Annotated in this window: 29 protein-coding genes and 1 pseudogene; 29 read left to right on the plus strand and 1 reads right to left on the minus strand. The window is 35.0% G+C overall.

The window, feature by feature from the left end:
- A partial coding sequence (locus E0F76_RS09525; protein WP_132004782.1) for a transposase occupies positions 1 to 240 on the minus strand: 240 nt, incomplete at its 3' end.
- Between the two features lie 193 nt (positions 241 to 433).
- Here E0F76_RS09525 and E0F76_RS09530 point away from each other — a divergent pair.
- From E0F76_RS09530 to E0F76_RS09665, 29 genes and pseudogenes are all read left to right on the plus strand, one after another.
- On the plus strand, positions 434 to 880 hold the full coding sequence (locus tag E0F76_RS09530; RefSeq protein ID WP_132004785.1) for a universal stress protein: 447 nt from the start codon (positions 434 to 436) through the stop codon (positions 878 to 880).
- Between the two features lie 591 nt (positions 881 to 1,471).
- A complete protein-coding gene (locus tag E0F76_RS09535) occupies positions 1,472 to 2,143 on the plus strand; it encodes a ferredoxin reductase domain-containing protein (RefSeq protein ID WP_132004788.1) in 672 nt (223 codons plus the stop codon).
- 24 nt (positions 2,144 to 2,167) lie between these two features.
- Entirely contained in the window at positions 2,168 to 2,719 is a 552-nt protein-coding gene (locus E0F76_RS09540) for a ferritin (RefSeq protein ID WP_132004791.1), read from the plus strand.
- Positions 2,720 to 2,854: 135 nt separating this feature from the next.
- Entirely contained in the window at positions 2,855 to 3,595 is a 741-nt protein-coding gene (locus tag E0F76_RS09545) for a PRC-barrel domain-containing protein (protein ID WP_132004794.1), read from the plus strand.
- Positions 3,596 to 4,719: 1,124 nt separating this feature from the next.
- On the plus strand, positions 4,720 to 6,219 hold the full coding sequence (locus E0F76_RS09550) for a trypsin-like peptidase domain-containing protein (RefSeq protein ID WP_132004797.1): 1,500 nt from the start codon (positions 4,720 to 4,722) through the stop codon (positions 6,217 to 6,219).
- A gap of 416 nt (positions 6,220 to 6,635) precedes the next feature.
- The gene (locus E0F76_RS20010) at positions 6,636 to 6,800 is read left to right on the plus strand and encodes a sterol desaturase family protein (RefSeq protein WP_407920984.1); all 165 of its coding nucleotides are present in this window, start codon (positions 6,636 to 6,638) and stop codon (positions 6,798 to 6,800) included.
- Positions 6,801 to 6,898: 98 nt separating this feature from the next.
- On the plus strand, positions 6,899 to 7,066 hold the full coding sequence (locus tag E0F76_RS20015) for a sterol desaturase family protein (protein WP_407920985.1): 168 nt from the start codon (positions 6,899 to 6,901) through the stop codon (positions 7,064 to 7,066).
- Positions 7,067 to 7,626: 560 nt separating this feature from the next.
- Entirely contained in the window at positions 7,627 to 7,704 is a 78-nt protein-coding gene (locus E0F76_RS19855; protein WP_281275278.1) for a DUF5670 family protein, read from the plus strand.
- A gap of 165 nt (positions 7,705 to 7,869) precedes the next feature.
- Complete coding sequence (locus tag E0F76_RS09565; protein ID WP_132004800.1) at positions 7,870 to 8,472, plus strand: hypothetical protein; 603 nt, start codon at positions 7,870 to 7,872, stop codon at positions 8,470 to 8,472.
- Between the two features lie 15 nt (positions 8,473 to 8,487).
- Entirely contained in the window at positions 8,488 to 9,009 is a 522-nt protein-coding gene (locus tag E0F76_RS09570) for a PRC-barrel domain-containing protein (protein WP_132004803.1), read from the plus strand.
- Between the two features lie 11 nt (positions 9,010 to 9,020).
- Positions 9,021 to 10,175, plus strand: coding sequence for a baeRF3 domain-containing protein (locus E0F76_RS09575; RefSeq protein WP_132004806.1), 1,155 nt, complete (start codon positions 9,021 to 9,023; stop codon positions 10,173 to 10,175).
- Positions 10,176 to 10,190: 15 nt separating this feature from the next.
- A complete protein-coding gene (locus tag E0F76_RS09580; protein WP_132004809.1) occupies positions 10,191 to 10,505 on the plus strand; it encodes an HPF/RaiA family ribosome-associated protein in 315 nt (104 codons plus the stop codon).
- A gap of 298 nt (positions 10,506 to 10,803) precedes the next feature.
- Positions 10,804 to 12,186, plus strand: a complete 1,383-nt coding sequence (locus E0F76_RS09585; protein WP_132004812.1) for an NAD-dependent succinate-semialdehyde dehydrogenase — start codon at positions 10,804 to 10,806, stop codon at positions 12,184 to 12,186.
- Positions 12,187 to 12,266: 80 nt separating this feature from the next.
- Positions 12,267 to 13,010, plus strand: a complete 744-nt coding sequence (locus E0F76_RS09590) for an SDR family oxidoreductase (protein ID WP_132004815.1) — start codon at positions 12,267 to 12,269, stop codon at positions 13,008 to 13,010.
- 113 nt (positions 13,011 to 13,123) lie between these two features.
- On the plus strand, positions 13,124 to 13,549 hold the full coding sequence (locus tag E0F76_RS09595; RefSeq protein ID WP_132004818.1) for a DoxX family protein: 426 nt from the start codon (positions 13,124 to 13,126) through the stop codon (positions 13,547 to 13,549).
- Positions 13,550 to 13,590: 41 nt separating this feature from the next.
- Positions 13,591 to 14,574 carry an NADP-dependent oxidoreductase gene (locus tag E0F76_RS09600; protein WP_132004821.1) on the plus strand — a complete coding sequence of 328 codons (984 nt, stop codon included), beginning with the start codon at positions 13,591 to 13,593 and terminating at the stop codon, positions 14,572 to 14,574.
- Between the two features lie 58 nt (positions 14,575 to 14,632).
- Positions 14,633 to 15,265 carry an SDR family oxidoreductase gene (locus tag E0F76_RS09605; RefSeq protein WP_132004824.1) on the plus strand — a complete coding sequence of 211 codons (633 nt, stop codon included), beginning with the start codon at positions 14,633 to 14,635 and terminating at the stop codon, positions 15,263 to 15,265.
- A 55-nt stretch (positions 15,266 to 15,320) separates the two neighbouring features.
- A pseudogene (locus E0F76_RS20020) lies at positions 15,321 to 15,502 on the plus strand (VOC family protein); the annotation flags it as partial.
- Between the two features lie 62 nt (positions 15,503 to 15,564).
- On the plus strand, positions 15,565 to 16,467 hold the full coding sequence (locus E0F76_RS09615; RefSeq protein WP_132004827.1) for a mechanosensitive ion channel family protein: 903 nt from the start codon (positions 15,565 to 15,567) through the stop codon (positions 16,465 to 16,467).
- A 133-nt stretch (positions 16,468 to 16,600) separates the two neighbouring features.
- Positions 16,601 to 16,930 (plus strand): hypothetical protein, encoded by a 330-nt coding sequence (locus E0F76_RS09620; RefSeq protein WP_132004830.1) that lies wholly within the window; start codon positions 16,601 to 16,603, stop codon positions 16,928 to 16,930.
- Positions 16,931 to 17,297: 367 nt separating this feature from the next.
- Positions 17,298 to 17,723 carry a DoxX family protein gene (locus E0F76_RS09625; RefSeq protein ID WP_132004833.1) on the plus strand — a complete coding sequence of 142 codons (426 nt, stop codon included), beginning with the start codon at positions 17,298 to 17,300 and terminating at the stop codon, positions 17,721 to 17,723.
- Between the two features lie 216 nt (positions 17,724 to 17,939).
- On the plus strand, positions 17,940 to 18,851 hold the full coding sequence (locus tag E0F76_RS09630) for a cation diffusion facilitator family transporter (RefSeq protein ID WP_132004836.1): 912 nt from the start codon (positions 17,940 to 17,942) through the stop codon (positions 18,849 to 18,851).
- A gap of 276 nt (positions 18,852 to 19,127) precedes the next feature.
- Positions 19,128 to 20,426: an APC family permease gene (locus E0F76_RS09635; protein ID WP_132004839.1), complete on the plus strand. Its 1,299-nt coding sequence runs from the start codon at positions 19,128 to 19,130 to the stop codon at positions 20,424 to 20,426.
- A 457-nt stretch (positions 20,427 to 20,883) separates the two neighbouring features.
- Positions 20,884 to 22,059: a DUF2254 domain-containing protein gene (locus E0F76_RS09640; RefSeq protein WP_220398912.1), complete on the plus strand. Its 1,176-nt coding sequence runs from the start codon at positions 20,884 to 20,886 to the stop codon at positions 22,057 to 22,059.
- A gap of 59 nt (positions 22,060 to 22,118) precedes the next feature.
- A complete protein-coding gene (gene nhaA / locus E0F76_RS09645; protein WP_132004845.1) occupies positions 22,119 to 23,450 on the plus strand; it encodes a Na+/H+ antiporter NhaA in 1,332 nt (443 codons plus the stop codon).
- Between the two features lie 461 nt (positions 23,451 to 23,911).
- Positions 23,912 to 24,130: a lactate/malate family dehydrogenase gene (locus tag E0F76_RS20025; RefSeq protein ID WP_132005425.1), complete on the plus strand. Its 219-nt coding sequence runs from the start codon at positions 23,912 to 23,914 to the stop codon at positions 24,128 to 24,130.
- Positions 24,131 to 24,592: 462 nt separating this feature from the next.
- Positions 24,593 to 24,967 (plus strand): ArsR/SmtB family transcription factor, encoded by a 375-nt coding sequence (locus E0F76_RS09655; RefSeq protein WP_132004848.1) that lies wholly within the window; start codon positions 24,593 to 24,595, stop codon positions 24,965 to 24,967.
- The gene (merTP, locus tag E0F76_RS09660) at positions 24,964 to 25,563 is read left to right on the plus strand and encodes a mercuric transport protein MerTP (RefSeq protein WP_132004851.1); all 600 of its coding nucleotides are present in this window, start codon (positions 24,964 to 24,966) and stop codon (positions 25,561 to 25,563) included. Before E0F76_RS09655 ends, merTP begins: the two co-directional genes overlap by 4 nt.
- A gap of 1 nt (position 25,564) precedes the next feature.
- Complete coding sequence (locus E0F76_RS09665) at positions 25,565 to 25,771, plus strand: GDCCVxC domain-containing (seleno)protein (RefSeq protein WP_132004855.1); 207 nt, start codon at positions 25,565 to 25,567, stop codon at positions 25,769 to 25,771.
- The last annotated feature ends 109 nt before the right edge of the window (positions 25,772 to 25,880 follow it).

Consider the following 25,880-nt stretch of genomic DNA (forward strand, 5'->3'; position numbering starts at 1 on the left):
TGCATCTTTGAGCTTTCTTTCAAGTTCCGAAATGCGTTCCTGTTCTGGCGTTTGCTTTAAATTGCCGTTCCCTGGAAAACTTCCTTGTCCGAACTCTTCATATTCTTTTCTCCATTTATACAACTGTGGAGCAGTAACTCCTAACTCTCTGGCCAGTTCTGAAATATTTGTTCTTTCAAAACTCAACTGGACTGCTTTCTCTTTAAAAGCTCGGTCATAAATTATTCGCGTTTTTTTCATAAATTAAAATTAAGGTTTTTATTCTTAACTTTTTATGCGGGTAAAGTTAGCATGTCCAATCTACTTGAACTCGTAGTATTTTATTATAGGAATAGTAATCAAATCAGTAAATGATATAACTCATTAAGTTAATTCTATAACACATATTCATCAACTGGAGGTTAACTTTGTTTCTTAAAATAAAAAAATTTTTATGAAAAAAGTACTAATTACCTTGGATTATGATTCTAGCTCCCAAAAAGTTGCTGAAAGGGGTTTTACAATGGCTAAAGCAATGCAGGCTGAAATTATATTGTTACATGTAATCTCAAACCCCACATTATATTATACTGGATATACTGCTTCCTTTATTGGAATGATGCCATTACAAACAAAAAATGTAGATGATTTAAAAACTGTCGCCTTAAATTTTCTTGATAAAATAAAACATGAACTTGGAAATGAAGGTATTCAAATACTTGTAAAAGAAGGGGATACTGTGGATTCAATATTAGAAGCAGCAAAAGATCTGCAAGCTGATATAATCGTGTTGGGCACGCACAGCAGGAAATGGTTGGAAAATATAGTTATGGGAAGTGTTGCTGAAAAAGTATTAAAAGACACCTCTTTACCGCTTTTCATTATTCCAACTAAAAAATAGTAGCATATAGATTTTAGTTAAGCAAAAAAAAATAATTCGCAAGGAAGAAATAGATACACTCTCTAATTTTTTCAATTGGCTAATCAACCTATTAAGTCAATAATAAAAAACAACATAATGTTAAAAATAATTAATGATTTACCATCCCAATTACTAGGAGTTAAAGCATAATAAAAAATAACAGGTAAAGAATACGAAACGATTTTAATTCCTGCTTTATAGGAAAAATTGAAGACAAACAAAAAAATCCAGATGCTTTTTGAGCTTGGATACAGTTTTACTTGATTTGATTTTAATGCTATGCTTGACGATGCTAAGATGCCTATTGATATGGAAAAAAAAATAGAGGAAAGATTATTCTATAGCGAGAAAAGCAATGTTGTAACGAACCAATTTTAAGAATATTCATTGTTATACAGTAAGTGCAGACAAGAAAAAAAAATACTCGTATAGTTCTTATTTCAAATCTTTAAGTCGACTCGAATGCCAAAATAAGGAGGAGAAATTAGTATCAACTAAATATGAATTGGTTTTTCCCACTGAGCCCGAGAACATAAATGAGAAACTATCTAATTCATAAATTAAAATAAGATGAAACAACATATTGTAAAAATAAAATCAATAGATAAAATCACACACGATGTATTGAAAATTGTTACCGAAAAACCTAAAAAGTACCTCTTTACACCAGGTCAAGCCACAGATATTTCTATAAAAAAAGAGGGTTGGAGCGATAAAGAAAATCCGTTCACTTTCACTGGTCTGCCGGAGAATAATTATCTCGAATTTACTATTAAAACATATCCTTCGCATAAAAATGTGACAAACGAACTTCTCCATCTAAAAATAAACGATGAGTTAATTTTACATGAGGTTTATGGTGCAATCAGCTACAAAGGAGAAGGTGTATTTATAGCAGGAGGTGCAGGAATTACTCCGTTTATTTCCATTTTCAGGGATTTACACTCGAAAAATGAAATAGGGAATAATAAACTCATTTTTGCCAATAAAACTAAGAATGACATCATCCTAGAAGAGGAATTTGCAGCATTATTAGGTATTAATTTCATCAATATTTTGTCGGATGAAAATGTTGAGGGATATGCTAAAGGACAAATTACGAAAGATTTCATTCAAGCAAACAGTGGCGGAACAAATCAATTTTTTTATCTCTGCGGTCCTCCGCCAATGATGGAAGCAATCGAAAAACAATTAGCCGATTTGCATGTAGATAAAAAATCAATTGTAAAAGAAGAATTTTAAATAACACATTAAATAAAAAATCACATGAAAACGAACAGACTTTCAAAAACTATTACAGCAGCATTAAATGCACAAATGACAAAAGAAGCACATGCTTCGCAAATATATTTATCTTATGCAGCTTGGGCCGACGAACAGGGATTCTCAGGTATAGCAAGTTTTCTTTTCAGACATGCTAATGAGGAACGGAACCACATGATGAAAATAGTAGAATACATTTTAAAAAGAGGTGCTGAGGTAGAAGTGATTGCTATTCCTGCTCCACCCGAGAATCCAGTAAGTATAAACAACTGTTTTGAAAAAATTTTCGAGCACGAAGTTGATAATACAAATGCCATTTACAAAGTGGTAAAGTTGAGCCATGCAGAAGAGGATTGGGCAACATATAATTTTATGCAATGGTTTGTTATGGAACAAGTGGAAGAAGAAACGCTTGCGATGAACTTATTGGATAAAATGAAAATAGCAGGAGGCGAAAAAATGAGTAGTGATGCTTTATATTCATTTGACAAAGATATGGCAAATGCATCTGATGAAGTGAGACCCGCACAAGAGGCAACAACAGAGAATCCCTAAATTTTTAAGCAACATTCTTTAGACTGCAATTAATTCCCAAAAGAATATTATTATAGAAGAATTGGATGTTAGTCCACAGGAATTTATTGATTTAGATTACGAAAAAATGTAATTGTTGAAATAAAAATAAATATTATGAAACGAAAAATTAAAAGTCTGATTGGTTTTACCATTCATGCTACAGATGGAGAAATAGGCAAAGTAAAAGAGTTTTACTTTGACGACAGAACTTGGACAATACGGTATATAATTGTAGAGACAGGAAGTTGGCTCATCGGCAGAAAAATTTTGCTGTCGCCACAAGCTTTGCTTACCCCAGATTGGGAGAAGCAAACTTTTCCGGTTAATCTAACCATGGCACAGATAAAGGACAGTCCAAAAATTGATACGGATAAGCCTATATCTCGTCAGCATGAAATGGATTTATATGGGTATTATCCCTGGGGGAATTACTATTGGGGAGGTAGCATGGGTAATGTAGGAATGGGTATGTCTTATCCTATAGGCTTGAAATATATACAAAAAAAAGAACCGGATGTACCCCATGACTCTCATTTAAGAAGCACTGAAGCGATATCGGGTTATAATATTCAAGCAACAGATGGAGGAATTGGTGATGTAGAAGATTTGATAATCAATGACCAAACATGGGCAATTGATTATCTGGAAGTGGATACTGGTAATTGTTTTCCCGGAAAAAAGGTTTTGATAGCTCCCAAATGGATCAGCGAAATAAACTGGGAAACTTCTTCGGTGATTGTAAATGCATCTGAAGATCAGGTCAAAAACAGTCCGAAATATATTGATAATCAAGCGTTAAGTGATTCTTATGAAACCGATCTACAGAATTATTATGAATATATTAAGCGTAAATGAAATTTTGTTCCTCATTCATTTATGGAAATAAATAATTGAAATATAAAGGCTCTTGCTTACCCTCTATCGAACAAAGGTACAGTGGCAAATGCAAGATTGTTGTATTTAATAGATGAGAAGTGCTAGTGAAGTCATAGCTTTGAAATAAATAAATGCTGCTAGATAAGTACTTTCGAACTAATTTAATGAAACATTAATGGTAGAATTAAAGTTTAAAAAACTAACTTTAAAAAAATGAAAGTCTTCAATTAAAGAAGCACATTTTTTTTTGAGTTTTGATGTGATATTTGTAGAAGAAACAGCAAAAGACTGCGATATTTATTATATAGGCATTCAAGCAGATGGTACGCATTAGTTTCTGATCTTGAAACATTAAAAAACTTGGTAGCGCTCCAACAACTAAAATAACTCCAATATAATTTTACTATATGAAATCGCCATGATTCCAAATGACAAACACAAATAAAGAACGGCGATACCATATTCCTTTAAAAAAAACAAATATTATCTACCTATAAAAGAAAGTCCTTTGACTCTGGAAAAGCTATTAGATCAAATAGTAGGTTAGAACATTTTCCAAATTGCAGCCTTTCCAATGATTTTACTTGTTGTATTAGAGTGGATTCTTACAATTGCATAAAAAAAAGATTATTATAATAGCATAGACACGATTTCTGCCACATTTATAGGTAGTGTAAATGTTGGTATTTCAGCTTTATTAAAAATAGGAATTTTTGGAATTATTCTGTTTTTTTATAATATTATTCCTTCGAGCATCCCAATCGTATGGTGGGCATACTTCCTTTGCATTATTGCAATAGATTTTTTTAAATATTGGTCACATCGATTAACCCATATTAATAGTTTTTGGTGGGCAACTCATGTTACAAACTACAATTCAGAAAAATATAACTTGTCTGTGACTTTTAGGTTGGGGATATGGCTTGGGCCGAAATAGAATCAGTATATTCATTTAATAAAAATTTCTATAGATAACCAAGAATAATATCCAATGAAGGCCATCTACTAGAATTGGAAAATAGCATCAATACACATGAAAAGGTGGTATTGTTTTGTGGTCATGTAGCTTTGCATTAATAAGATAAATTTTAAAAATTACTTTTATGAAAAAAAAAATAATAATTATAGTTCTGTTTTCAATCATTCAGATTTTTAGCACCAGCTGCTCGGACAAAAAAAAATCATCTGATTTTGTTTCTACTGATGGTATTGTGACAGCATATTCTGGTGGCAATACAGAAATGGGGAATAAATCAAACGGAATTGGAGATTTTGTAGCCGCATCAAAAGCGGTAATGCCTGCAGTGATTCATATTAAAATCCTCTTAAAACCGGCAACAGAGAATACTAATTTTAGACAACCCTATGGCACGCAATCCAGAAGCAATGTTCCTGCAATGGCTTCAGGTTCTGGTGTAATAATTTCCCAAGACGGATATATAGCAACAAACAATCATGTTATAGAAAATGCATCAGAAATTAAAGTCATATTACCGGATAAGCGTGAGTTTTCAGCTGAATTAATTGGTCGTGACCCAAATACCGATCTAGCGCTTTTAAAGATAAAAGCAGACGGACTTCCAATTGTAAAATTAGGAAATTCAGATAATGTACAGATTGGCGAATGGGTTTTGGCTATTGGTTATCCTTTCTCGCTAAATACAACTGTTACTGCTGGTATTATAAGTGCTAAGGCAAGAAGCATCGGAATAATTAACCGCCCTGGGAGTAACAATTCTCAAAGTAATTCAGGTACAACTGCTAATACAGCAATTGAATCTTTTATTCAAACTGATGCTGCAATTAATCCAGGAAATAGTGGAGGTGCACTTGTAAACACAGCCGGAGAACTTATAGGTATTAATAGCGCGATTGCTTCTCAAACTGGTAGCTATGCAGGATATTCATTTGCAATACCTGTAAACTTGGCTAAGAAAATTCTGGATGATCTTAAACAATATGGTTCTGTAAATCGAGGAGTATTGGGAGTTGCATTTCCTTCACCTTCAGATGAACAACGGTATTTCAAGCAACAGGGTATTGCCCTTGGGACAGTAAATGGCGTCTATATAACGAATGTAATGAACAATAGCGCAGCAGCTGAAGCCGGTCTTAAAGAAGGCGATATTATACAAAGTATAGATGGAACGCAATTGGCTTCATCGACAGAGTTTTCGGAAAGGATTGCTAGACATCGACCTGAAGATATAATCAAACTAAGCTATTTGCGTGACGGAAAAATCAAGACTGTTTCTGCAACTTTAAAAAAGGAAGCGCCAACAAAGACAACATCTAATAGTAATAAATCGCTCGACCAAATTTATGATAAGCTCGGTGTCAGTTTTGCGCCGCTTACAGAAGGTCAGAAACAATATTTCAATATTAATTCAGGGGTAGTAGTAACAAATGTTCGCATGGGCGGTTTTTTTGACCATAATGGAATTCCTGTCGGAACCATAATTGCCTATATAAACGGCAAACCTATCAATAGTTCTAAAGATATTGATCTGGCCTTTTTATCTGCTCAAAGAGGAATTATACAAATATTTGCAATTGCACCTGATGGATCTAAGGTAATATTTAATCTTTCTTTGGGTACTTAATAATCATTAATTAAGGCATTCAAGCAGGTAGTCTGCATTAGTATCTCATCTTGAAATATAAAAAAAACTTGGAAGTGCTACAACAACTAAAATAACTCCAATATAATTTGACAATATGAAAGAAAATCTTTTGACTATGGAAATGCTATTAGATCAAATAATAGGTCTAAATATTATCCAAATTGCAGCTATTCCAATAATTTTACTTGTTGCTTTGGAGTGGTTCTAACCATTATTCAAAAAAAAGAGTATTATAATAGGGTAGACACCTTATAGGCCACATTTATAGGTCTTGTAAATGTTGGTATCTCAGCTTTACTAAAAATACGGATTTTCGGGCTTATACTATTTTTTATAATGTTATTCCGTGGAGCATCCCAAGCGAATGGTATGCATACGTTCTTTGCATTATTGCAATAGATTTTTGTAGATACTGTTCACATCGATTAACCCATGTTAATCGTTTTTGGTGGGCAACTCATGTTACACAACACAATTCAGAAAAATTTAACTTGTCTGTGGCTTTTAGGTTGGTTTGGACACAATACATTAAATTCATCTTTTTTAATCCTGTAATTTAAATGGGATTTGACTCTGTAATTTTTTTATATGTCACTAAATCGAAGTACTCTATCAATTCTGGATTCATACTGAATATATTAGAATATTACAGGCTCCAATTGAATATATTTTTGTTACACCATCTCATCACAGAGTGCATCATTCATGTAATAAAAAATATTTGGATAAGAACTTTGGATCAATATTTATTATCTGGGACAGATTATTTGGAACTTTTCAAGCAGAGGAAGAACAGACATTTTTATGGCATCACGACACCAATTAATTCCTATAACCCCATTACTTTAAACTTTCATGTATGGAAAGACATCTTCTTAGATGTAATTAAAAGTTGGTCATTAAAAGAGGCATATGCAATGATGTTTACAAACCCATCTCAATTAGAAGCTGTTAAGAGTGAATTCAATTCTATTTATTTGAAGGAAATGGAACAATTATATAAGGCGGATGTTGATTTTTTAAAAAAAAATAACCCTGAAAAAAGTAATGACCTAGAGCTATTAGTCAGCGATCAAATAGTAAAAACCTAAAAAACGATTGCCAACGGTGTATTAATGTAGTGCTACTTCTAGCCTAATTAATTATTATTGATTATTTAGGAAAGGTATAAAAAACTAAAAATAATAAAAGACATATGCAGTTTTGGATTGCAATCGAAACGATAGAGAGATGCCAGTATTCAAGGATTAAAAGTGAAAGAATGTGTGAATCTTGTAAGTCTTTCATATATTATGTAACACTTATTCGTTTTTATGTATTTACCTTTGTTAGAGGTGATTACTATTTAAAACGATAGTAATAATAATAACCTAAAAAAAAATTATTATAAATTTACTTTACATCGTAGCGGTAATTTTAATTATTGGCTGGCTAGTTGGATTTTTTGCTTTTCAAATCGGTTAGTTGACACATTTATTGCTATTTATTACAATTGTCGCAATAGTTGTTAAAGTCATTCAAGGAAAATGAAAACTATAATTAATAAACCTTCTTTGTACTCTATCTGACGATAGCTGAAAAAGGAAATGGTATCGAATAAATATTTTAACACTTAAAAAGAAATTTATTATGGCAGAAATTAAGATTGAACAGAAAAAACCGATTTGGCCTTGGTTGTTACTTGGCCTTGTAATCGTTGGACTGCTTGTATATTTTCTGGTATTTCGTGATAACGGCGAAAATACAGAGGTAGTACCTGAAGCAGATTCCATCACTAATACGAACGAATCTGACCTTTTAGGAGTAAAAGAAAATAACGGCACCGTTGCGGCTTATGTAAATTTTGTAGAAAACAGTAAAGAAAAAATGAGTCTGGATCATGAATATACAAATGAAGCGCTATTAAAACTAATTGAGGCTACTGATGCTACGGCCAATGCGGTTGGATATGAAGTTCATGCAGATTTAGAAAAGGCAAGGGAATATGCAAAAATGATTGAACAAGATTCTATTGAAACAACACATGCGGATAATATTAGAAAGGCAGATGATATTTTAACCAATGTATTGCAAAACATCCAAAAGGCTAAATATCCGGAATTGACGAATGAAGTTGCAGAATTAAAAATTGCATCAGAATCAATAAAACCGGGAGTACTTACTCTTGAGCAAAAAGATGCAGTTAAGAATTACTTTGAAAAGGCTTCTGACCTTCTTCAAAAAATGAATTAATCTTTAAAAATTAAAATGATGACAAAAACAAACAAAAATCTTTTTAATCTGGACGAATTATCCGGTTATAAAGTGGCCGAAAATTATAGCGATGTAAGGGGTTGGGATGTAAAAGATGCAAATAACCGTATTATTGGGAAAGTGGATCATTTGCTGGTAAACAAAACTGACGAACGAGTAGTTTATCTAGATGTTGAAGTTGATGAGACGTTGATAGAAGAAGAGCATAATACGTATCAAAGCAAAGTTAACGAAGGTTTGCATGAGTTTGTAAACAAGGAAGGGGAAAATCACCTGATTATTCCTATCGGCATGGCAGTTATAGATGAGAAGAACAAATCGGTAAATACCAATCAAATTGATAGCTCAACTTTTGCTAAAGCTAAACGGTTTACAAAGGGAGATGCGATAGATTTTGCATACGAATTATATTTAGTTCGCCATTACGGGAGAGATAACACGATTCACAATTCGAATAGTGTCGATGGATTTTATGATCGTGAAGAGTTTAATAATACTTTTCATCGAAAAGAATAAAAAAAAAAATTATGGAATTACTTACAAAAGAATTAATTCAGGAGCTTCTGGTAGTAGACCAGGCGACTTGTCTTTCACTTTATATGCCTACGCACCATACACATCCTGAGAATCTTCAGGATAGCATTCTTTTTAAAAATCTTGTAAAGGAATTGGAGGAATCGTTGATGCAGAAATATTCAGCCGCTGAAGTGCAAAAACATCTTGAATCTGTATATGCCCTTGTTAACGACAATGATGTTTGGGATCACGCCTTAGAGGGACTGGCTGTTTTTAGTGCAAAAGGTATATTTAAAGTTGTCGGACTGAATAAATCGGTTTCGGAATTGGCCATGGTAGCCGACAGTTTTCATACCAAACCACTGCGGCAATATTTGCAATCGGCTGACAACTATCACGTTTTGTGCTTAACTCTTCAGGATATCCGTCTTTTTGAAGGCAACCGTCACTCCCTTACTGAGGTTAAACTCACTGCTGATATTCCAAAAACCATGACAGAAGCGCTTGGTGAAGAATTGACAGAAGCTCATACCACTGTTGCATCATATGGTGGTGCCGGAGGAGAAAGTTCGCCAATGCATCACGGCCAAGGCGGTAATAAAGAGGAAACTGAAAAAGACGCTGAAAGGTTTTTCCGTGTGGTTGCGGATGCAATTAATGAACACTATTCGAAACCTTCAGGCTGGCCTCTTATCCTTGCCACATTGCCCGAACACCAAAGCCTTTTTCAAAAGGTAAACAAAAATCATTTGTTGTTACCGACAGGGATTTCTATAAATCCCTCGTCCGTTTCGCCAGATGAACTGGCAAATATGTCTTGGGAATTAATGGAACCCGAATATAATCTGAAACTTGACCGCCTAGTTGCCAGGTTTGAGCAGTCAAGGGCAAATGGCAAAGGCAGCGACGACTATAAGGAAGTAGCTGTGGCGGCAGTTGAGGGACGGGTTGATACCCTTTTTGTTGAAGCCGACCGGATTATTGCAGTCAGGGTAACTAATCTGGTAACGGGAAATACGCAGAAAAAAGATTTGATAAATCCGAGAGTAGATGACCTGCTGGACGATATGGGAGAACTGGTAATAAAAATGGGTGGACAGGTGATGGTTCTTCCAACCGATAAGATGCCTTCTGAAACAGGGCTCGCAGCAATATTTCGATACTAATTAAAATAAAATAGTATGCTAATTCAATTTAATACAGACAAAAATGTAATCCTGAACGAAGAACAAATAGCTTCTTATACTTCTTTAATATCGGAAGAACTAAGCAGGTTCAGTACGCAAATAACCCGTTTGGAAATCCACCTTTCTGACGAAGATGGCAATAAAGACGGATCTAACGATAAGCGATGTTTGGTTGAAGCCCGTCTTGAAGGGATGAAACCAACTGCTGCTACCGACCACTCAAACACCCTTGAAAAGGCTATGTTTGGTGCTATTGACAAATTAAAAACTTCTTTGGAAACGATAAGCGGACGTTTAAACGATTATTAACGGCAATAATATCATATCAATTCATTTATGTTGGCAGCGCTGTTGGTTAATGAGATTGCCAAAATATTTATTCGGACACGGATAAAACGTGCAGATGCGTAAATGATGTAATCTTTTCCAAAAGTTGGGTAACACACAAATCTATAATGTCCCATCATTTCGATAAAGTCTCTCGAAATTCATAATGCAAATTTTAGCTTAGCCATTCCGACCCTTAAAATTGAAGCATGTATTTGGAAATGCTTTCAAAACAGTAAAGGAATAGTTACCATATAACATAATTAAAAAATTAATCAATATGTCTATACAAACAGTTAATCCGAACACCAATAAAACCTTGAAGTCATTTGAAGAGATGACGGAAAAGGTCATTGAAGCCAAGGTAGTAAAAGCGCAAAATGCCTTTACTGATTGGAAAGAAAGCAGTTACCAACAGCGAGCCGATCTGCTGCATAAAGTAGCTACGCTCATGCGTAACAAGAAGTCTGCATTGGCTAAAACTATCACCTTAGAAATGGGCAAAGTCATTGCTCAGGCGGAAGGAGAAATCGATTTGAGTGCCAATATTTTTGATTATTATGCAGATCACGGAGAAGCGTTTCTTGCAGATAAAGTACTGAACCCCGAATATGGATCTGCCATTATAAGAAACAGTCCCATTGGTGTATTGTTAGGCGTAATGCCGTGGAATTTTCCATTCTATCAGATGGCTCGCTTTGTCGCTCCGAACATCATGGTGGGCAATACTATTTTGCTTAAGCATGCCTCCATTGTTCCACAATGTGCTGCTGTCATTCAAGAATTATTTGAAGAAGCAGAGGCTCCCGAAGGATTGTACACCAATTTATTTATCACAGGCAAACGTGCATCAGCATTGGTTTCCGATAAAAGAATAAAGGGTATTTCTTTTACAGGAAGTGAAGAAGCCGGTTCAAGTATTGCCATGGAGGCCGGAAAACACTTGAAAAAGGTGGTCCTCGAGCTTGGTGGAAGTGATGTGTTCATTATACTGGAAGATGCCGATATGGATAAAACAGTAGAATGGGCCGTTTTCGGAAGGATGAATAACAATGGTCAAAGTTGTGTTGCCTCCAAGCGGTTTATTGCAGTGGAAGCTATTGCTGATACATTTATTCAAAAGTTTAAGGATGCTCTATCAAAAATGAATGTAGGTGATCCGATGGATCCTGAAACAGATTTAGGCCCAATGAGTAGCGAAGAGGCAGCAGTGCATTTAGCCGATCAGGTGAAACGTTCGGTTGATGAAGGCGCAAAAGTATCATTGGGTGGTAAACGTGCCGATCGTGACGGTGCCTTTATGGAACCTACCATTCTCACCGATCTGAAACCTGGTATTGCTGCGTATCATGAAGAATTATTTGGCCCGGTGGCATCCTTTTATGTCGTAAAAGACGAACAAGCTGCTATTGATCTGGCCAATGATTCTGATTTTGGTTTAAGTGGATCCGTTTATACACAAGACATTGAGCGTGGAAAAAGAGTAGCTGACCAAATAGATACGGGCATGGTATTCATCAATCATCCAACCCAGACACAACCCAATTTTCCTTTTGGCGGAACAAAACGTTCAGGCTTTGGCCGTGAACTATCAGAGCTCGGGATTCAGGAATTTGTAAATAAAAAACTCATTCGCGTAAGCGGAATAAATGATCCTTTTTAACAAACATAGCAACCCTGCATTGTTGAAGTAAAATGTATTTTGAACCGAATATAAATTATCAAACTAAAATTAATAATAAAATGGATATTAAAGATAAAATAATAATAATAACTGGAGCCTCAAGTGGAATCGGAGAAGCAACGGCCTTAAAATTATCAATGAAGGGTGCCACAGTAGTGCTTTCCGCACGCAGTAAAGATAAATTGAACGAGCTTAAGAAGACCATCGAGGACAAAGGAGGCAAGGCGTTAGTAGTCATTGCTGATGTTACAAAGAAGGCAGACATGGAAAAATTAGTAGCTAAAACACTCGAGGAGTATGGTACTGTACATATAATAATTAATAATGCAGGTTTGATGCCCTTGTCTTTTGTGAAGAAGTTGAAGACCGATGAGTGGGAAAAAATGGTGGATGTTAATATTAAAGGAGTGTTGAATGGTGTAGCTGCTGTTCTTCCTACCCTTATTAAAAACAAACAAGGGCATATAATCAATATTTCATCTACAGCAGCCTATCGATATTTCCCGGGTGGTGCAGTCTACTGCGCCACAAAGGCAGCGGTGAAAATGTTTTCGGAAGGCTTACGACAGGAGTTAGCTCCAAAGTATGGTATATGTGTTACCTCTATTGAGCCCGGGGCTGTGGCAACAGACTTAATGAATACCATAACAGACGAAGATATTTTAGACAAACTATCAGAAATGCAGAAAATGACGATGCTAGAACCAGAGGATATTGCAGAGGCTATTTATTACGCACTAACGCAACCGAGCCGCGTGAATATAAATGATGTCTACATCATGCCAACAGAACAGCAGCAGTAAGCTACGCTTTCTTTTAGTAAAACCTAGCGCTGGGACTTCGATATTGAATTATCAGAATTAGAGATTCAGTAATTTATGAATAAAAGTACTTATGCAAAATATAATTTAAATAGATGAAGAGTAATGTAAAAACCTCTCTAACGCAAAATATTTTTAGAATAGTATTGGCTCTTTCTATGGTCTTTGCCGGATGTAGTCATCTTACTTTTTATCGAATTGATTTCCAGGCACAAGTTCCTGATTGGGTTCCATTGAGCAAAGATTTGGTGGTACTACTATCAGGTATTGTTGAAATCGCATTAGGACTGATTTTACTGTTTTGGAAAAAGCAACGCGTAAATATTGGATGGTCATTAGCCCTATTCTTTGTCCTTGTTTTCCCGGGTAATGTAGCCCAATACCTTGGTGAGAAAGATGCTTTTGGCACTTTAAACTCTGATCGATCCCGATTAATTCGCCTTTTCTTTCAACCTGTGCTCATCGCTTGGACACTTTGGTCGACTGGTGCATGGCAGTCATGGAGAAATTCTAAGAAATAAATACCATGCGTACTCTAAAATTAAATTAAAACACAACTCATATGAAAGCTTTACAAATAGTAAAATACGGTGACTTAAAAGACAGTTTAGCCATTGGTGAAATCGAAAAACCATCGGTGAAGCCAAACGACATTCTGGTAGAAGTCAAAGCAGTTTCTCTAAATCCGATTGATTATAAATTGGCCGAAGGAAAACTAAAAGAAATGATGCATTTAGACTTACCGACTACCATCGGTTTTGATTTGAGTGGCGTAATTGTTGAACTAGGAACTGATGTCAGTGCTTTCAAAATTGGCGATGAGGTCTATACCAGAGTGCCACAAGAACAAATGGGCACTATAACGGACTATGTAGCCGTTACAAGTGATTTAGTCGCTAAAAAGCCTGCGAATATTTCCTTTGAAGAGGCGGCCGGCTTACCTTTAATAGGACTTACTGCAATTCAGGCTTTGGAACGCGTTGGTATAAAAGAGGGCGACAGAATTCTTATCCACGCTGGTTCAGGCGGTGTAGGAAGTTTTGCTATCCAGTATGCCAAGGCAAAAGGCGCTATTGTTTATACTACGACCAGTACCAAAAATGTAGATTGGGTTAAAGCCTTGGGAGCTGATCGTGTGATTGATTACAAAACGGAGGATTATAAAGAAGTCGCTACTAATTTAGACATCGTTTTCGACACTTTGGGAGGTGATTACACCTTCGATGCTTTTGAAATTATTAAAGAAGGTGGAAAAGTGACGTCCATAGTAGGTCCGCCTGATGAAGAAACTGCCAAGCAAATGGGCATGACCGATTATAAGCTTCCTGAAAAACTATCTAAATTGATTGAAGAGAAATCAGCAGTTTATAAACTTACCTGGATGCAACCTGATGCAAAGCAGCTCAAAGACATTAAAAGTATGGTTGAAGATGGCGCTATAAAACCAATAGTAGATCTCATATATACTTTCGAAAAAGGTATCGAGGCCTATCAATATCTAGCTACCGGACGAGCACAAGGAAAGGTTATTATAACGCTTTCTTAAGTCTCTCAAAATGTAGATAATGAGTATCTTATTTAATTAAAAGAAAAAATAAAAAATCATGAGTGAAAGAAAAAATGTATTAGTGGCAGGAGCAAATGGAACCACAGGAAGAATTATCATTAATTTATTAAAAGCATCAGAGACCTATCAACCTATTGCGATGGTCAGAAAACAAGAGCAAAAAGACCGTTTTGAAAAGCAAGGCGTATCGACGGTGCTTGCCGATTTAGAAGTAGATTTAAGCCATGCGGTAAAAAATGCCGATAAAGTAATTTTTGCGGCAGGATCAAAAGGTAAAAATATCATAGGTGTAGATCAGGAAGGAGCAAAAAGTCTGATTGATGCGGCTAAAGACGCAGGAATCGAAAAGTTTGTGATGTTAAGCTCCATGGGAGCAGACAACCCCTCGGTAAGTAATGATCTTGAAGATTATTTGAGAGCAAAGCAAAATGCTGACGACCATCTGCGTTCAAGTGGCTTGAATTACAGTATTGTAAGACCTGGTCATTTGACAGATGAAGATGGAACAGGTAAAATTAAGCTTAAAGAAAAACTAAAAATTGAAGGAAGCATTTCAAGAGCAGATGTGGCTAAAACATTGGTGGAAGCCTTAGAAGAGGACGTCAAACAGAAACAAATTTTTGAAATTCTAAGCGGGGAAGTTCCTATAGAAAAAGCTGTTCGTTCTTGATAAAAAGCTGTAGACTCAAATAATACGGTCAATTATTTTAAAAAAACTATACATTATGGCACAGAGAGAAACATACCCAAGATCATTTTCGCATATTGGAATTACAGTTCCAGATATTAATAAAGCAGTTGAGTTTTATCAGAAGGTAATGGGATGGTAAGTTATTATGAAGCCCTTTAGGGTAAAAGAGGAAAATGATACTGCCATCGGGGAATGTGTATAGATGTTTTTGGAAATACTCTCAACACAGTAAAGGAATAGTTCCTTATACTAAATAAAAGTAAATTTATAAAAGCATAATGATACAGGACATACAAGAGCAAGTAGCGAAACCAGTACAAACGGTAGTACAAAAGTTAGAAGGTTGGCTTGATACCTTCATCAACATGCTTCCCAATATGGTAGTGACCTTGTTGTTATTGATTATCTTTCTTGTGCTTGCCAAATTTGGAAGTAAATTGTTTAAAAAACTTTTCTACAAAGCATCAAATAACGAAGCATTGGGGCATTTATTCTCCACTATAATTTATGGAGCAATCCTGAGCATTGGTATATTTATTATGCTTGGCGTGCTCGGGCTAAATAAGGCTTTAACTTCAATACTTGCAGGAATTGGTGTGATAGGCTTGGCATTGGGTTTTGCTTTTCAGGATATAGCTGCAAATTTTGTTTCTGGAATTATACTTGCCTTTAAAAGACCTTTTAAATTAGAAGACATAATTCAAACCAATGATATTATGGGCAAAGTAACTAAAACTAACTTGCGGGATACGGTTATTGAGACTTTTCAAGGCCAAGAAGTTTACATTCCAAATAAAGACTTTTTACAGAACCCATTTTACAATTTTTCTGTCTTAGAAAAAAGGCGTGTTGATTTAGTTGTAGGAGTATCTTACGCAGATGATCTTGATAAAGTTGAAGATGTAGTACTGAGCACAATTAAAAATTTGGAAGGGGTAATCGATAAGGACATGATTGTTTTTGACTATTCTGAATTCGACTCTAGTTCGATCAATTTTAATATTCGATTTTGGATCCAATATCCTGACCAACCCGGCTACTTGACGATGAGAAGCAATGCCATCAAAGCGATTAAGAAAGCATTTGATGAGCAAGAGATTACTATTCCTTTTCCAATTCGGACTTTGGACTTTGGAATTAAAGGCGGGCAAAAACTCTCCCAAATGGAATTGAATAAGTAGGCTAACTAATAAACGTACAAACTTCCTGATTTTTTATTCCAAAATACATAGCAGGCAATTGCAATAATTAATGCAATACTATTTTTTAAACTTTATAGAATAAGAGTAGATAAATTACTTTAATACCAACATTATGAGAGCTTTAATATTATGTCATCTGGTTCTTCTTGTGCAAGGAATAGGCTCTGGTCAAAAACAACAAAATGATTTCAGAGGATTTACTTGGGGGGATTCATTTGAAAAAGTCTTGACTGAAGAAAAGGCAAAATATGTTACTAGAAAGGATAGAGTTGAACTGCTATATAGCGATGTTCTCGGTGGCAAAGATGTCAAGATTCTTTATGTATTCAATGGGCAAAGTAAATTGATTGAAACGGTTTATATTTTTGCCAGAAAGTACAATAACCCCGAGCGCTATGTGCTGACTTATAATGCATTTTCAGACTTAATCACCGAAAAATAAGGTACTCCCACCAAGCAGAAGGAAAGATGGATTTCAAATGACACGGCGAACGATAAGGCAAACCCGGGACAAGCTGTATCGGACGGCGATCTTAGTTTTTATACCGTTTGGATGACTGACAGCGTTGTAATTAAAAGTACGCTTAGCAACGAAGTGGGCAAGCCCAGCATGCAAATTCACTATACAACCCGCTCACTCGATGAAATGGAAAACGAAGAAGAAATAAGATCGGCGATCAAAATGCTATAGCAATTGATTAAGAATGCAGCCACGAAAGAAGTAAACTAAGGGCCATGTTTATGAAAATTCCAATGTATGAAAGCAATCTATCAAATCCCTTTTAATTGTTAATGTATAAAATAAAGTTTTGAAAAAAGAAGTAAACACATCTCTAACCCAAAATATTTTCAGAATCCTATTAGCTCTATTTATGGTCTATGCCGGATTTAGTCATCTTACTTTTAATAGAATCGATTTCCAGGCTCAAGTTCCTGATTGGGTTCCATTGAGCAAAGATTTAGTGGTAGTAGTATCAGGTGTTGTTGAAATAGCATTAGGTCTGACATTACTATTGTGGAAAAAGCAACGAGTGAATTTTGGATGGGCTTTAGCTCTATTCTTTATCCTGGTTTTCCCAGGAAATTTAGCCCAATACTTTGATGGAAAAGATGCTTTTGGAGCTTTAAATTCTGATAGTGCCAGATTAATTCGACTTTTCTTTCAGCCGGTTCTCATCGCTTGGGCACTTTGGTCGTCTGGTGCATGGCAGTCATGGAGAAATACTAAAAAATAAACAGTATGCTTAATCAATAATTAAATTAAAACTCAACTGATATGAAAGTATTATAAATAATAAAATACGGTGATCTTAAAGATAGTTTATCAAAAAACGAAATAGAAAAACCATCAATAAAGACTACAGCTATTCTTGTTGAAACAACTATTTGAGAATGGATGGAAGTATATTTTTTTTCAGTTTAATTTCTGAAACTTTACAAATTAATTTACAATGAAAGTAAAATCTAAAATAGCTATTTATTTTGCGTTAAGTGCAAATATTGGAATAGCCATCATTAAATTTATTGCTGCAGCGTTTACAGGAAGTTCGTCGATGCTTTCTGAAGGCATTCATAGTACTGTGGATTCAATAAACCAACTGCTGTTGCTTTTAGGAATAAATAAGAGTAAAAAGTTACCTGACGATACACATCCTTTCGGATACGGGCAGGAGCTTTATTTCTGGACACTAATAGTTTCAGTGCTTATATTCGGTATTGGAGGTGGCATGTCAGTATATGAAGGTATTAACCATATTAATCATCCTGAACCATTAAATGATCCAACATGGAATTATATTGTTCTCGTTTGTGCAGCACTTTTTGAGGGAACATCATTTATAATAGCTATTCGAAAATTTATTCAAAGACAAGGAAGAAAAAATTTCTGGAGCAATCTCAGCGATAGCAAAGATCCTTCTTTATTTGTAATTATTTACGAAGACGGTGCTGCTCTTGCAGGATTATTGATTGCTTTCTGCGGAATTTTTTTAACTAATTACTACCAGCTTCCCATTATAGATGGTGTTGCTTCCATTTTTATAGGCTTATTGCTTGCAATTGTTGCCATAATATTAATTAAAGAAAGCAGAAATCTTTTAATTGGGGAAAGTACTTATAAGGGAAAAGTAAAGGGTATTTATGAAATTGTAAATAGCGACGATGATGTGCTTAAATTAGCTAAACCACTTACCATGCAAATGGGTTCTGAAGAAGTACTCCTTGCATTGGATGTGAATTTTAAAAAAGAAATCAGCAACGAACAAATCATGTTGGCAGTACATCGGCTAGAAAAAAAAATAATGGAAAAATACCCAGATGTAAAACAAATTTTTATTGAAGCAAAAAATCTAATAAATAATTAGACATAACGCTATATAATGCCTTTTGATTTGCAATTTCCAAAATCATTTTTGGCATGTATTAAAATAAAAGTTATGAAATGTCGGATGCACTGTACATTCTATGATAAAAAACAACTAAAAAATGTTAAATCTCTTAGATGTATTTTTATATATGAAATCTACTGTTTTTAAGCAATTGTTTTCAGTGTATTTGTTTGAAACAAAATGGAAGTTTTTTTACAAGCTGAGGTTAGGGGTACATGCAGATAAAAATCGATATTTAGATACAAAACTACAATGGACAATTACAAAAAAGAAAGTTTGACTCTTAAAGGAGCTGTGGCACTTGGAACAGGAGTGATGATTGGCGCGGGGATTTTTGCACTGTTAGGTCAAGTAGCTGAACTGTCAGGAACATGGTTTCCCTATATTTTTATTATTGGAGCTATTATATCAGGTTTTAGTGCCTATTCTTATATTAAAGTGTCTAATGCTTATCCTTCTGCAGGAGGTATCGCTATGATATTAATGAAAGCCTACGGCAAAACAACAATAACCGCAGCAGCTTCTGTTCTCATGGCACTTTCTATGATTATAAATGAAAGCTTAGTGGCAAGAACCTTTGGGGCTTATACTTTGCAGCTTTTTGATGTAGGCAAGAATTCTTTGTGGGTGCCAGCTTTAGGCGTCTCCCTTTTGATACTTGCCTATATTATTAATGTATCGGGAAATAAGATTATCGGAAAAACTTCTCAATTCATGGCATTTATAAAAATAGTAGGCATAATTGTGTTTGCTATTGGAGGTTTATGGGTTGCCGATTTTACTTTAAGTGACGTCATGCCTTCGTCTGATGCAGTAAAAAATTATTCGGCTGCAAGTTATATTGGTGCTATTGCACTTTCAATATTGGCCTACAAAGGATTTACAACGATTACCAATAGTGGGGGAGAAATCACCAAACCGCATAAAAATGTGGGCAGGTCAATTATTATTTCATTGCTCATTTGTACAGTAGTCTATTTTTTAGTGGCCATTTCCGTAAATGCAAGTCTGACAATTACTGAAATAGTCAAGGCAAAAGATTACTCTTTGGCAGAAGCTGCAAGACCTGCTTTTGGAAATTATGGACTCTATTTTACAGTTGGAATAGCAATTGTGGCTACAATTTCAGGAGTAATTGCCAGTATTTTTGCTGTGTCGCGTATGACCGCTATGCTAACGGACATGGAGCTTATACCTCATAACCATTTTGGTATGTCAGGAAGCATACAAAAGCATATGCTACTCTATGTAGTTGTGATTGCCATTACCTTAACCATTTTCTTTGACTTATCGCGAATTGCTTCAATTGGAGCAATTTTCTATCTAATAATGGACATGATTGTTCATTGGGGTGTTTTTAAACATTTAAGAAAAGAGGTAAATGCCAATGGGGTACTATTGATAGCTGCATTATTACTTGATTTAATTGTATTAATTGCTTTTCTATGGATTAAATTAAGTTCTGACATTTTTGTAGTTATTATTGCTGCAATCGGAATTATTTTGGTGTTTGCAGGAGAAAAATGGTTTTTGCATTGGAAAGAAAATTAATAGGTAGTAAAAAATAAAGCAAGATTCCCCAAAAAAAATAAGCGTAGGTAGAGTACGCCCCAAAAGCAGTTCAAAAAAAAAGCTAGTTTATGTTTCTCATTTCTATCTATTCCAATTAACGACAGTCGAAAACGAAAAAGCGGCAATCCTCTTATATATTGGTTTCATATCCACTGTATCTATTCTAGTGTGAGAATTATGAAACTATTATTGGTAATTGTGTAACACAACTAGTCAGCATTTTTTCTACTTTGTTATGCTAACTAGCCTATCGTAACAATCCTCTATTTGTTAAGATTTAGAGTAATAAAATATATGATAATATTATGGGTTTGATGTAGCAATGGAGTAAATAAAAATTTTCGGCTACTCAATTTTAAGCAAAAAGACTTTTATTAAAACAAATGTGATGGGAATAAATATCAGATTATGGCTTAAGTACTACCAAAGCAAAATTATGAACAGTATTGCTTTTTATCCCGCAATTATTGTTTTGGCATTCTTGGCACTTTCAATATTCAGCATTTCATTCGATTTTTCAGAAATGGGTATGCAAATAAAATCTCATTTGCAAGTCCTCAGATTACGCGACGCTACTACGGCACGTAGTATTATCTCTTCTATTACTTCTGGAATTATTACGTTGACCGTGTTCAGCTTTTCTATGGTAATGATTGTTCTGAATCAGACTGCTTCTCAGTTAAGCAACCGGATTTTAGATAGGCTTATTGGTAGCCGTTTCCAACAGTTGGTACTAGGCATTTATGTGGGCACAATCATCTATTCATTATTACTTTTAAGCACAATAAGAGACATAGATAAAGGCGTTCAGATTCCTGCACTAAGTACTTATTTGCTGATAGCGCTTACTATTTTTGATATTTTTATTTTCATCTATTTTTTGCATTTCATAACTCAATCTGTAAAGTATGAGGTAATCATACAGCGGGTTTTAGAAGAGACTATGACTTCGTTAAAGCATGCTTGTACCTTAGAGCAAGCGCCTCCTGAAATTCCTTCATTTGAAAGCTATTGCCTGATTATAGCTGCTAAATCTGGTATTTATCAGGGTTTTGATAATGCAGTTTTAATGCGTATTTGTCACGAAAATGACTGTGTTTTACAATTGATGCAATCTCCTGGTAGCTATGTTTTAGTTGGGGGACCAGTTATGAAAGTGAATAAGAAATTAGCTAGCGATATACTAAAAGCAATAGGAAAAGAGGTGTACATAGAAGGCAGTGAATCCATAAAAGAGAATTTCTTTTTTGGCTTCCGCCAATTGACCGAAATAGCTCTTAAGGCACTGAGCCCGGGAATTAATGATCCTGGAACGGCAATAGAAAGCATGAGAGCATTATTCCAATTGTATACGTACAGATTGCATTTTTATCCAGAAAATACAATTAAGGATAAAGAATCGCAAGTAGTAATTATTGTAAAAGAACTTACTTTTGATCAAATATTTACTGAAACGATTTACCCAATTTGGGATTATGGTAAAGAAGACCGCTTGATGCAAAATGAACTTCATCATTTGCTAGAAATTTTTCTAACAATTGCTCCCGAAGCGAAAATTGCATGGCCATTATTAAAAAAAGTAAAATTAAAATTGAACGATTCAGCGCACTAAGAAAAAATCAGTGGATTCGTTGGAATGAATGGAATTGATGAGTTTTAAAATAATAGCAAATGATAAAGGAGCAAACAGCAGAAATAGCAAAAACAATTTTGAGTCCCTTCGACCGATTCTTGAAAAGACAATCATCGACAGGGATATTACTACTCATTGCAGCAATTATAGCTATGGTATGGAGTAATTCATCCTATGCTGATGTATATTTCGGTATTTGGGATAAAGAGTTAACGATTGGGCATGGAGCATTTCGGATATCAGAACCTTTGCTACTGTGGGTAAATGATGGCCTCATGGCTTTATTCTTTTTTGTGGTCGGCTTAGAGATAAAACGCGAAGTAATGGCCGGGGAATTGTCAACAATAAAGGATGTTGTGATGCCTTTGAGTGCTGCTATTGGTGGAATGCTAGTGCCTGCCCTACTTTTTGTACTAGTAGTAGGAAATTCTGAAATAGCCCATGGTTGGGGTATCCCCATGGCCACGGATATTGCTTTTAGTTTGGGTATTTTAAGTCTTTTGGGTTCCAAAGTGCCGTTAGGACTAAAAGTATTTCTAACTGCCCTTGCAATCGTAGATGATATCGGAGCAATACTGATTATTGCCTTTTTTTATAGCAACGATATCCAATGGGTGTATCTCCAGGCAGCAGCCGGTTTGTTTGTAATATTACTTATCTTCAATTATTTTGAACTGCGGATTGTTTCTCTATATCTCTTCGTTGGCTTGTTTGTATGGTTTTGCTTTCTGAAATCTGGTGTTCATCCAACGGTAGCCGGTGTGCTCGTAGCTATAACAATTCCAGGGAGGCGAAAAATTAAAACAGAGGATTTTATTGAGCAAACCAAATCCAGTTTAATAAAATTCGAAAATGCCAAATTGGTTGATTCAAAAGTTTTGCTGGGAAAAGAACAGATCTCAGCAGTTGACTCCATCACAGAGAGTGTAAAAAAAGTACAATCGCCTGTTCAGAGTTTAGAAAATTCACTGAGTAATTTTACTGCCAATCTGGTGATGCCAATATTCGCACTTGCCAATGCATCAATTGTCATTGCTGGAAATGAATTTAATTTTCTGGACAAAGTAACCTTAGGTGTAGGACTCGGTTTATTGCTAGGAAAAGTAGCAGGTGTGAGTTTGTTTTCTTGGCTAAGTGTTCGTTTGGGATGGGCTAAATTACCTACTGGAGTGAGTTGGACACAAATAGTTGGAGTAGGTTTATTGGCTGGAATAGGATTTACCATGTCCTTATTTATTACCAATTTAGCGTATGCTGATGAAGCCCTTATTAATGATTCTAAAATCGGAATATTCATAGGCTCCATTATAGCGGGATCGATTGGATTTATTATCCTGAAATTTAATTTCAGAAAAATGGGAAGCACCTGAAAAACCAAGATATAATTAGCTTATTCGTTGTGAATAAATGTCGAAAAGACAGCATCCGTTTTAGCGACTGCCATGTGCTATAGCTCAATGTTAGTTATAGTAAAAGCACTTCGATTAAGATGCAATAACGCAAATAATAAGTAAAATGAAGAGGGAGTAATTAGAAATAATGAAAGTTAAAAGATAACCATTATAAATTTGATATACAGTTTGTTATGTAACTTTATTGTTGAATTTGCTATTTTAAATTATACTTACAAATTAATACTATGAATTACATTGAGAATATCTTTTTAACAAACAACAGATGATTATAGGGTTTCCATTTACCGGTCTGACTGTTAAAAAAAAATAATTAGAAACAGATGAAATCTCTAAAACCAAAAATAGCAATAATTGTCGCTGGCAATGTAAGGAATACCTTCGCTTTTTCGTTAATGATTAGTGGTTAAGCCCGCGAAATTCTTTTAATCAACAAAAATGAGTTACTAGCCAAAGACGAGTGTATTCATTTGAATCATATACTAAGCTTTGCTCAGCTTACAAAAATATATGCTGCGGGTTTTAAAGGGTGCAAAGAGACCGATATTGTTGTTATTACTGCAGGTGCTATTCAAAAGCCAGGACAGACTAGAACAGATTTTGCTCTAAAAGAAATAGAAAATACAATAGATATTTAAAAGAAAATAGGACAGAAAGAACTGCGAAATTTCGATGTAAATATGGAGGAAATAGTAACCTTGATTGCTAAAAATGCTGATTTTTTTCAATTTTCAGATGTAAAAAAAGAGCTTCGTAGAGATGTAATTCAATCACACAATACATTGTATTACAGCGTTAAAAACAATAAAATTGAAATTTTTTCATATTTCTCAATTAGACAAAATCCAAAAAAAATAAAGTTGAAATAAACTAAACCATCTCTTAACAGCTAATAATCGCAATTACTACGTTTTCAGTTTCAGGAACTTCTATTTCCTTAACTCCGTTTCGCTACTATGGAACAAATTCTTTCCATTAGCCACAGGGAGCAAAAAGTTGTGGCAAGGCTATAACGAGACAAAACGACAGACAAGTTGGATTTTTTTTAAATTATGTACTTTAGTAATTGCTTAAATAAACAAATAGACTATCTTTGACTTATGAACAATAATTCTTGCATAAGACAACAAGCGGACGTTAAACAAATAAACCGTTGTAAAGGCCGAGTTTCAGAACTCAACGGCTCGTTTGACTATTTATCGAACGGACTGGAATTAGCGGGTAACAAGGTAAGGCTGAAAATTCTCTTTCTGATTTATGAAGAAAAACGACTTTGTGTTTGCGACATCAGCGACATTCTTGGTATGACAATTTCGGCAGTTTCTCAACACTTGCGAAAACTAAAAGACCGAAAACTAATTGAAACCGAAAGAGAAGCGCAAACCATTTTTTACTCCTTGACAAATGAATATGAAATAATGTTGAAACCATTTTTTAAAATACTTGACGAAAATAAAATCTTGGAAACAATATGAAAACCGACAACAAACTAATTGGGGCAGGGCTATTGACAGCTATTACAGCTTCACTTTGTTGCATTACACCTGTCTTGGCTCTTATTGCAGGAACGAGCGGACTTGCTTCCACCTTTTATTGGCTCGAACCTTTCAGACCGTATTTTATCGGCTTGACATTTTTAGTGCTTGGTTTTGCTTGGTATCAAAAATTAAAAACAAAAAAACTAATTGACTGCAACTGCGACAAAGAAGAAAAACCAAAATTCATTCAGTCAAAAATGGTTTTAGGTAGTGTTACAACATTAGCAATCGTTATGCTTGCTTTTCCATACTATTCAAGTATTTTCTACCCAAAGACAGAAAAGCAAATCATCGTTGTTGACAAATCCAAGATTCAAAAAGTGGAATTTGCAATTAGCGGAATGACATGTGCAAGCTGCGAAGTACACCTTAGCCACAAAATGGAAAAATTGGCAGAGATAATAAGTTCAAACGCATCATACGAAAATGGAAAAGTAGTTGTAGAGTTTGACGAGTCCAAAACCAACATTTCCGAAATTGAAATAGCAATTAACACAATAGGATATGCTGTAACCGACAAAAAATATAATTAAAATGGAAGTCATATTACAATCAACAATCACTTGCCCAAACTGCGGACACAAGAAAGAAGAAACAATGCCGACAGACGCTTGCCAATATTTTTACGAATGCGAAAATTGCAAACAAGTTCTTAAACCAAAACAAGGTGACTGCTGTGTATATTGCAGTTATGGAAGTGTTGCTTGTCCTTCAATTCAGCAAGATAAAAAATGTTGCTAACGGACAGAAAATAAAGGAGCATAGCACTAACAACGTTTTGGCAAAAGTGTCGGTTCAGTGCTCCGCAGACACATATGTGGTCAATCAAACATTGGTTCTAAGCTGCAAC

Origin of the sequence: Flavobacterium cellulosilyticum (assembly GCF_004349355.1) — a bacterium.
Classification (GTDB): domain Bacteria; phylum Bacteroidota; class Bacteroidia; order Flavobacteriales; family Flavobacteriaceae; genus Flavobacterium; species Flavobacterium cellulosilyticum.

Coding starts and splice junctions, on each gene's coding strand:
- E0F76_RS09530 (WP_132004785.1), top strand. CDS start 434: ATGAAAAAAGTACTAATTACCTTGGATTATGATTCTAGCTCCCAAAAA.
- E0F76_RS09535 (WP_132004788.1), top strand. CDS start 1,472: ATGAAACAACATATTGTAAAAATAAAATCAATAGATAAAATCACACAC.
- E0F76_RS09540 (WP_132004791.1), top strand. CDS start 2,168: ATGAAAACGAACAGACTTTCAAAAACTATTACAGCAGCATTAAATGCA.
- E0F76_RS09545 (WP_132004794.1), top strand. CDS start 2,855: ATGAAACGAAAAATTAAAAGTCTGATTGGTTTTACCATTCATGCTACA.
- E0F76_RS09550 (WP_132004797.1), top strand. CDS start 4,720: ATGAAAAAAAAAATAATAATTATAGTTCTGTTTTCAATCATTCAGATT.
- E0F76_RS09565 (WP_132004800.1), top strand. CDS start 7,870: ATGGCAGAAATTAAGATTGAACAGAAAAAACCGATTTGGCCTTGGTTG.
- E0F76_RS09570 (WP_132004803.1), top strand. CDS start 8,488: ATGATGACAAAAACAAACAAAAATCTTTTTAATCTGGACGAATTATCC.
- E0F76_RS09575 (WP_132004806.1), top strand. CDS start 9,021: ATGGAATTACTTACAAAAGAATTAATTCAGGAGCTTCTGGTAGTAGAC.
- E0F76_RS09580 (WP_132004809.1), top strand. CDS start 10,191: ATGCTAATTCAATTTAATACAGACAAAAATGTAATCCTGAACGAAGAA.
- E0F76_RS09585 (WP_132004812.1), top strand. CDS start 10,804: ATGTCTATACAAACAGTTAATCCGAACACCAATAAAACCTTGAAGTCA.
- E0F76_RS09590 (WP_132004815.1), top strand. CDS start 12,267: ATGGATATTAAAGATAAAATAATAATAATAACTGGAGCCTCAAGTGGA.
- E0F76_RS09595 (WP_132004818.1), top strand. CDS start 13,124: ATGAAGAGTAATGTAAAAACCTCTCTAACGCAAAATATTTTTAGAATA.
- E0F76_RS09600 (WP_132004821.1), top strand. CDS start 13,591: ATGAAAGCTTTACAAATAGTAAAATACGGTGACTTAAAAGACAGTTTA.
- E0F76_RS09605 (WP_132004824.1), top strand. CDS start 14,633: ATGAGTGAAAGAAAAAATGTATTAGTGGCAGGAGCAAATGGAACCACA.
- E0F76_RS09615 (WP_132004827.1), top strand. CDS start 15,565: ATGATACAGGACATACAAGAGCAAGTAGCGAAACCAGTACAAACGGTA.
- E0F76_RS09620 (WP_132004830.1), top strand. CDS start 16,601: ATGAGAGCTTTAATATTATGTCATCTGGTTCTTCTTGTGCAAGGAATA.
- E0F76_RS09630 (WP_132004836.1), top strand. CDS start 17,940: ATGAAAGTAAAATCTAAAATAGCTATTTATTTTGCGTTAAGTGCAAAT.
- E0F76_RS09635 (WP_132004839.1), top strand. CDS start 19,128: ATGGACAATTACAAAAAAGAAAGTTTGACTCTTAAAGGAGCTGTGGCA.
- E0F76_RS09640 (WP_220398912.1), top strand. CDS start 20,884: ATGAACAGTATTGCTTTTTATCCCGCAATTATTGTTTTGGCATTCTTG.
- nhaA (WP_132004845.1), top strand. CDS start 22,119: ATGATAAAGGAGCAAACAGCAGAAATAGCAAAAACAATTTTGAGTCCC.
- E0F76_RS09655 (WP_132004848.1), top strand. CDS start 24,593: ATGAACAATAATTCTTGCATAAGACAACAAGCGGACGTTAAACAAATA.
- merTP (WP_132004851.1), top strand. CDS start 24,964: ATGAAAACCGACAACAAACTAATTGGGGCAGGGCTATTGACAGCTATT.
- E0F76_RS09665 (WP_132004855.1), top strand. CDS start 25,565: ATGGAAGTCATATTACAATCAACAATCACTTGCCCAAACTGCGGACAC.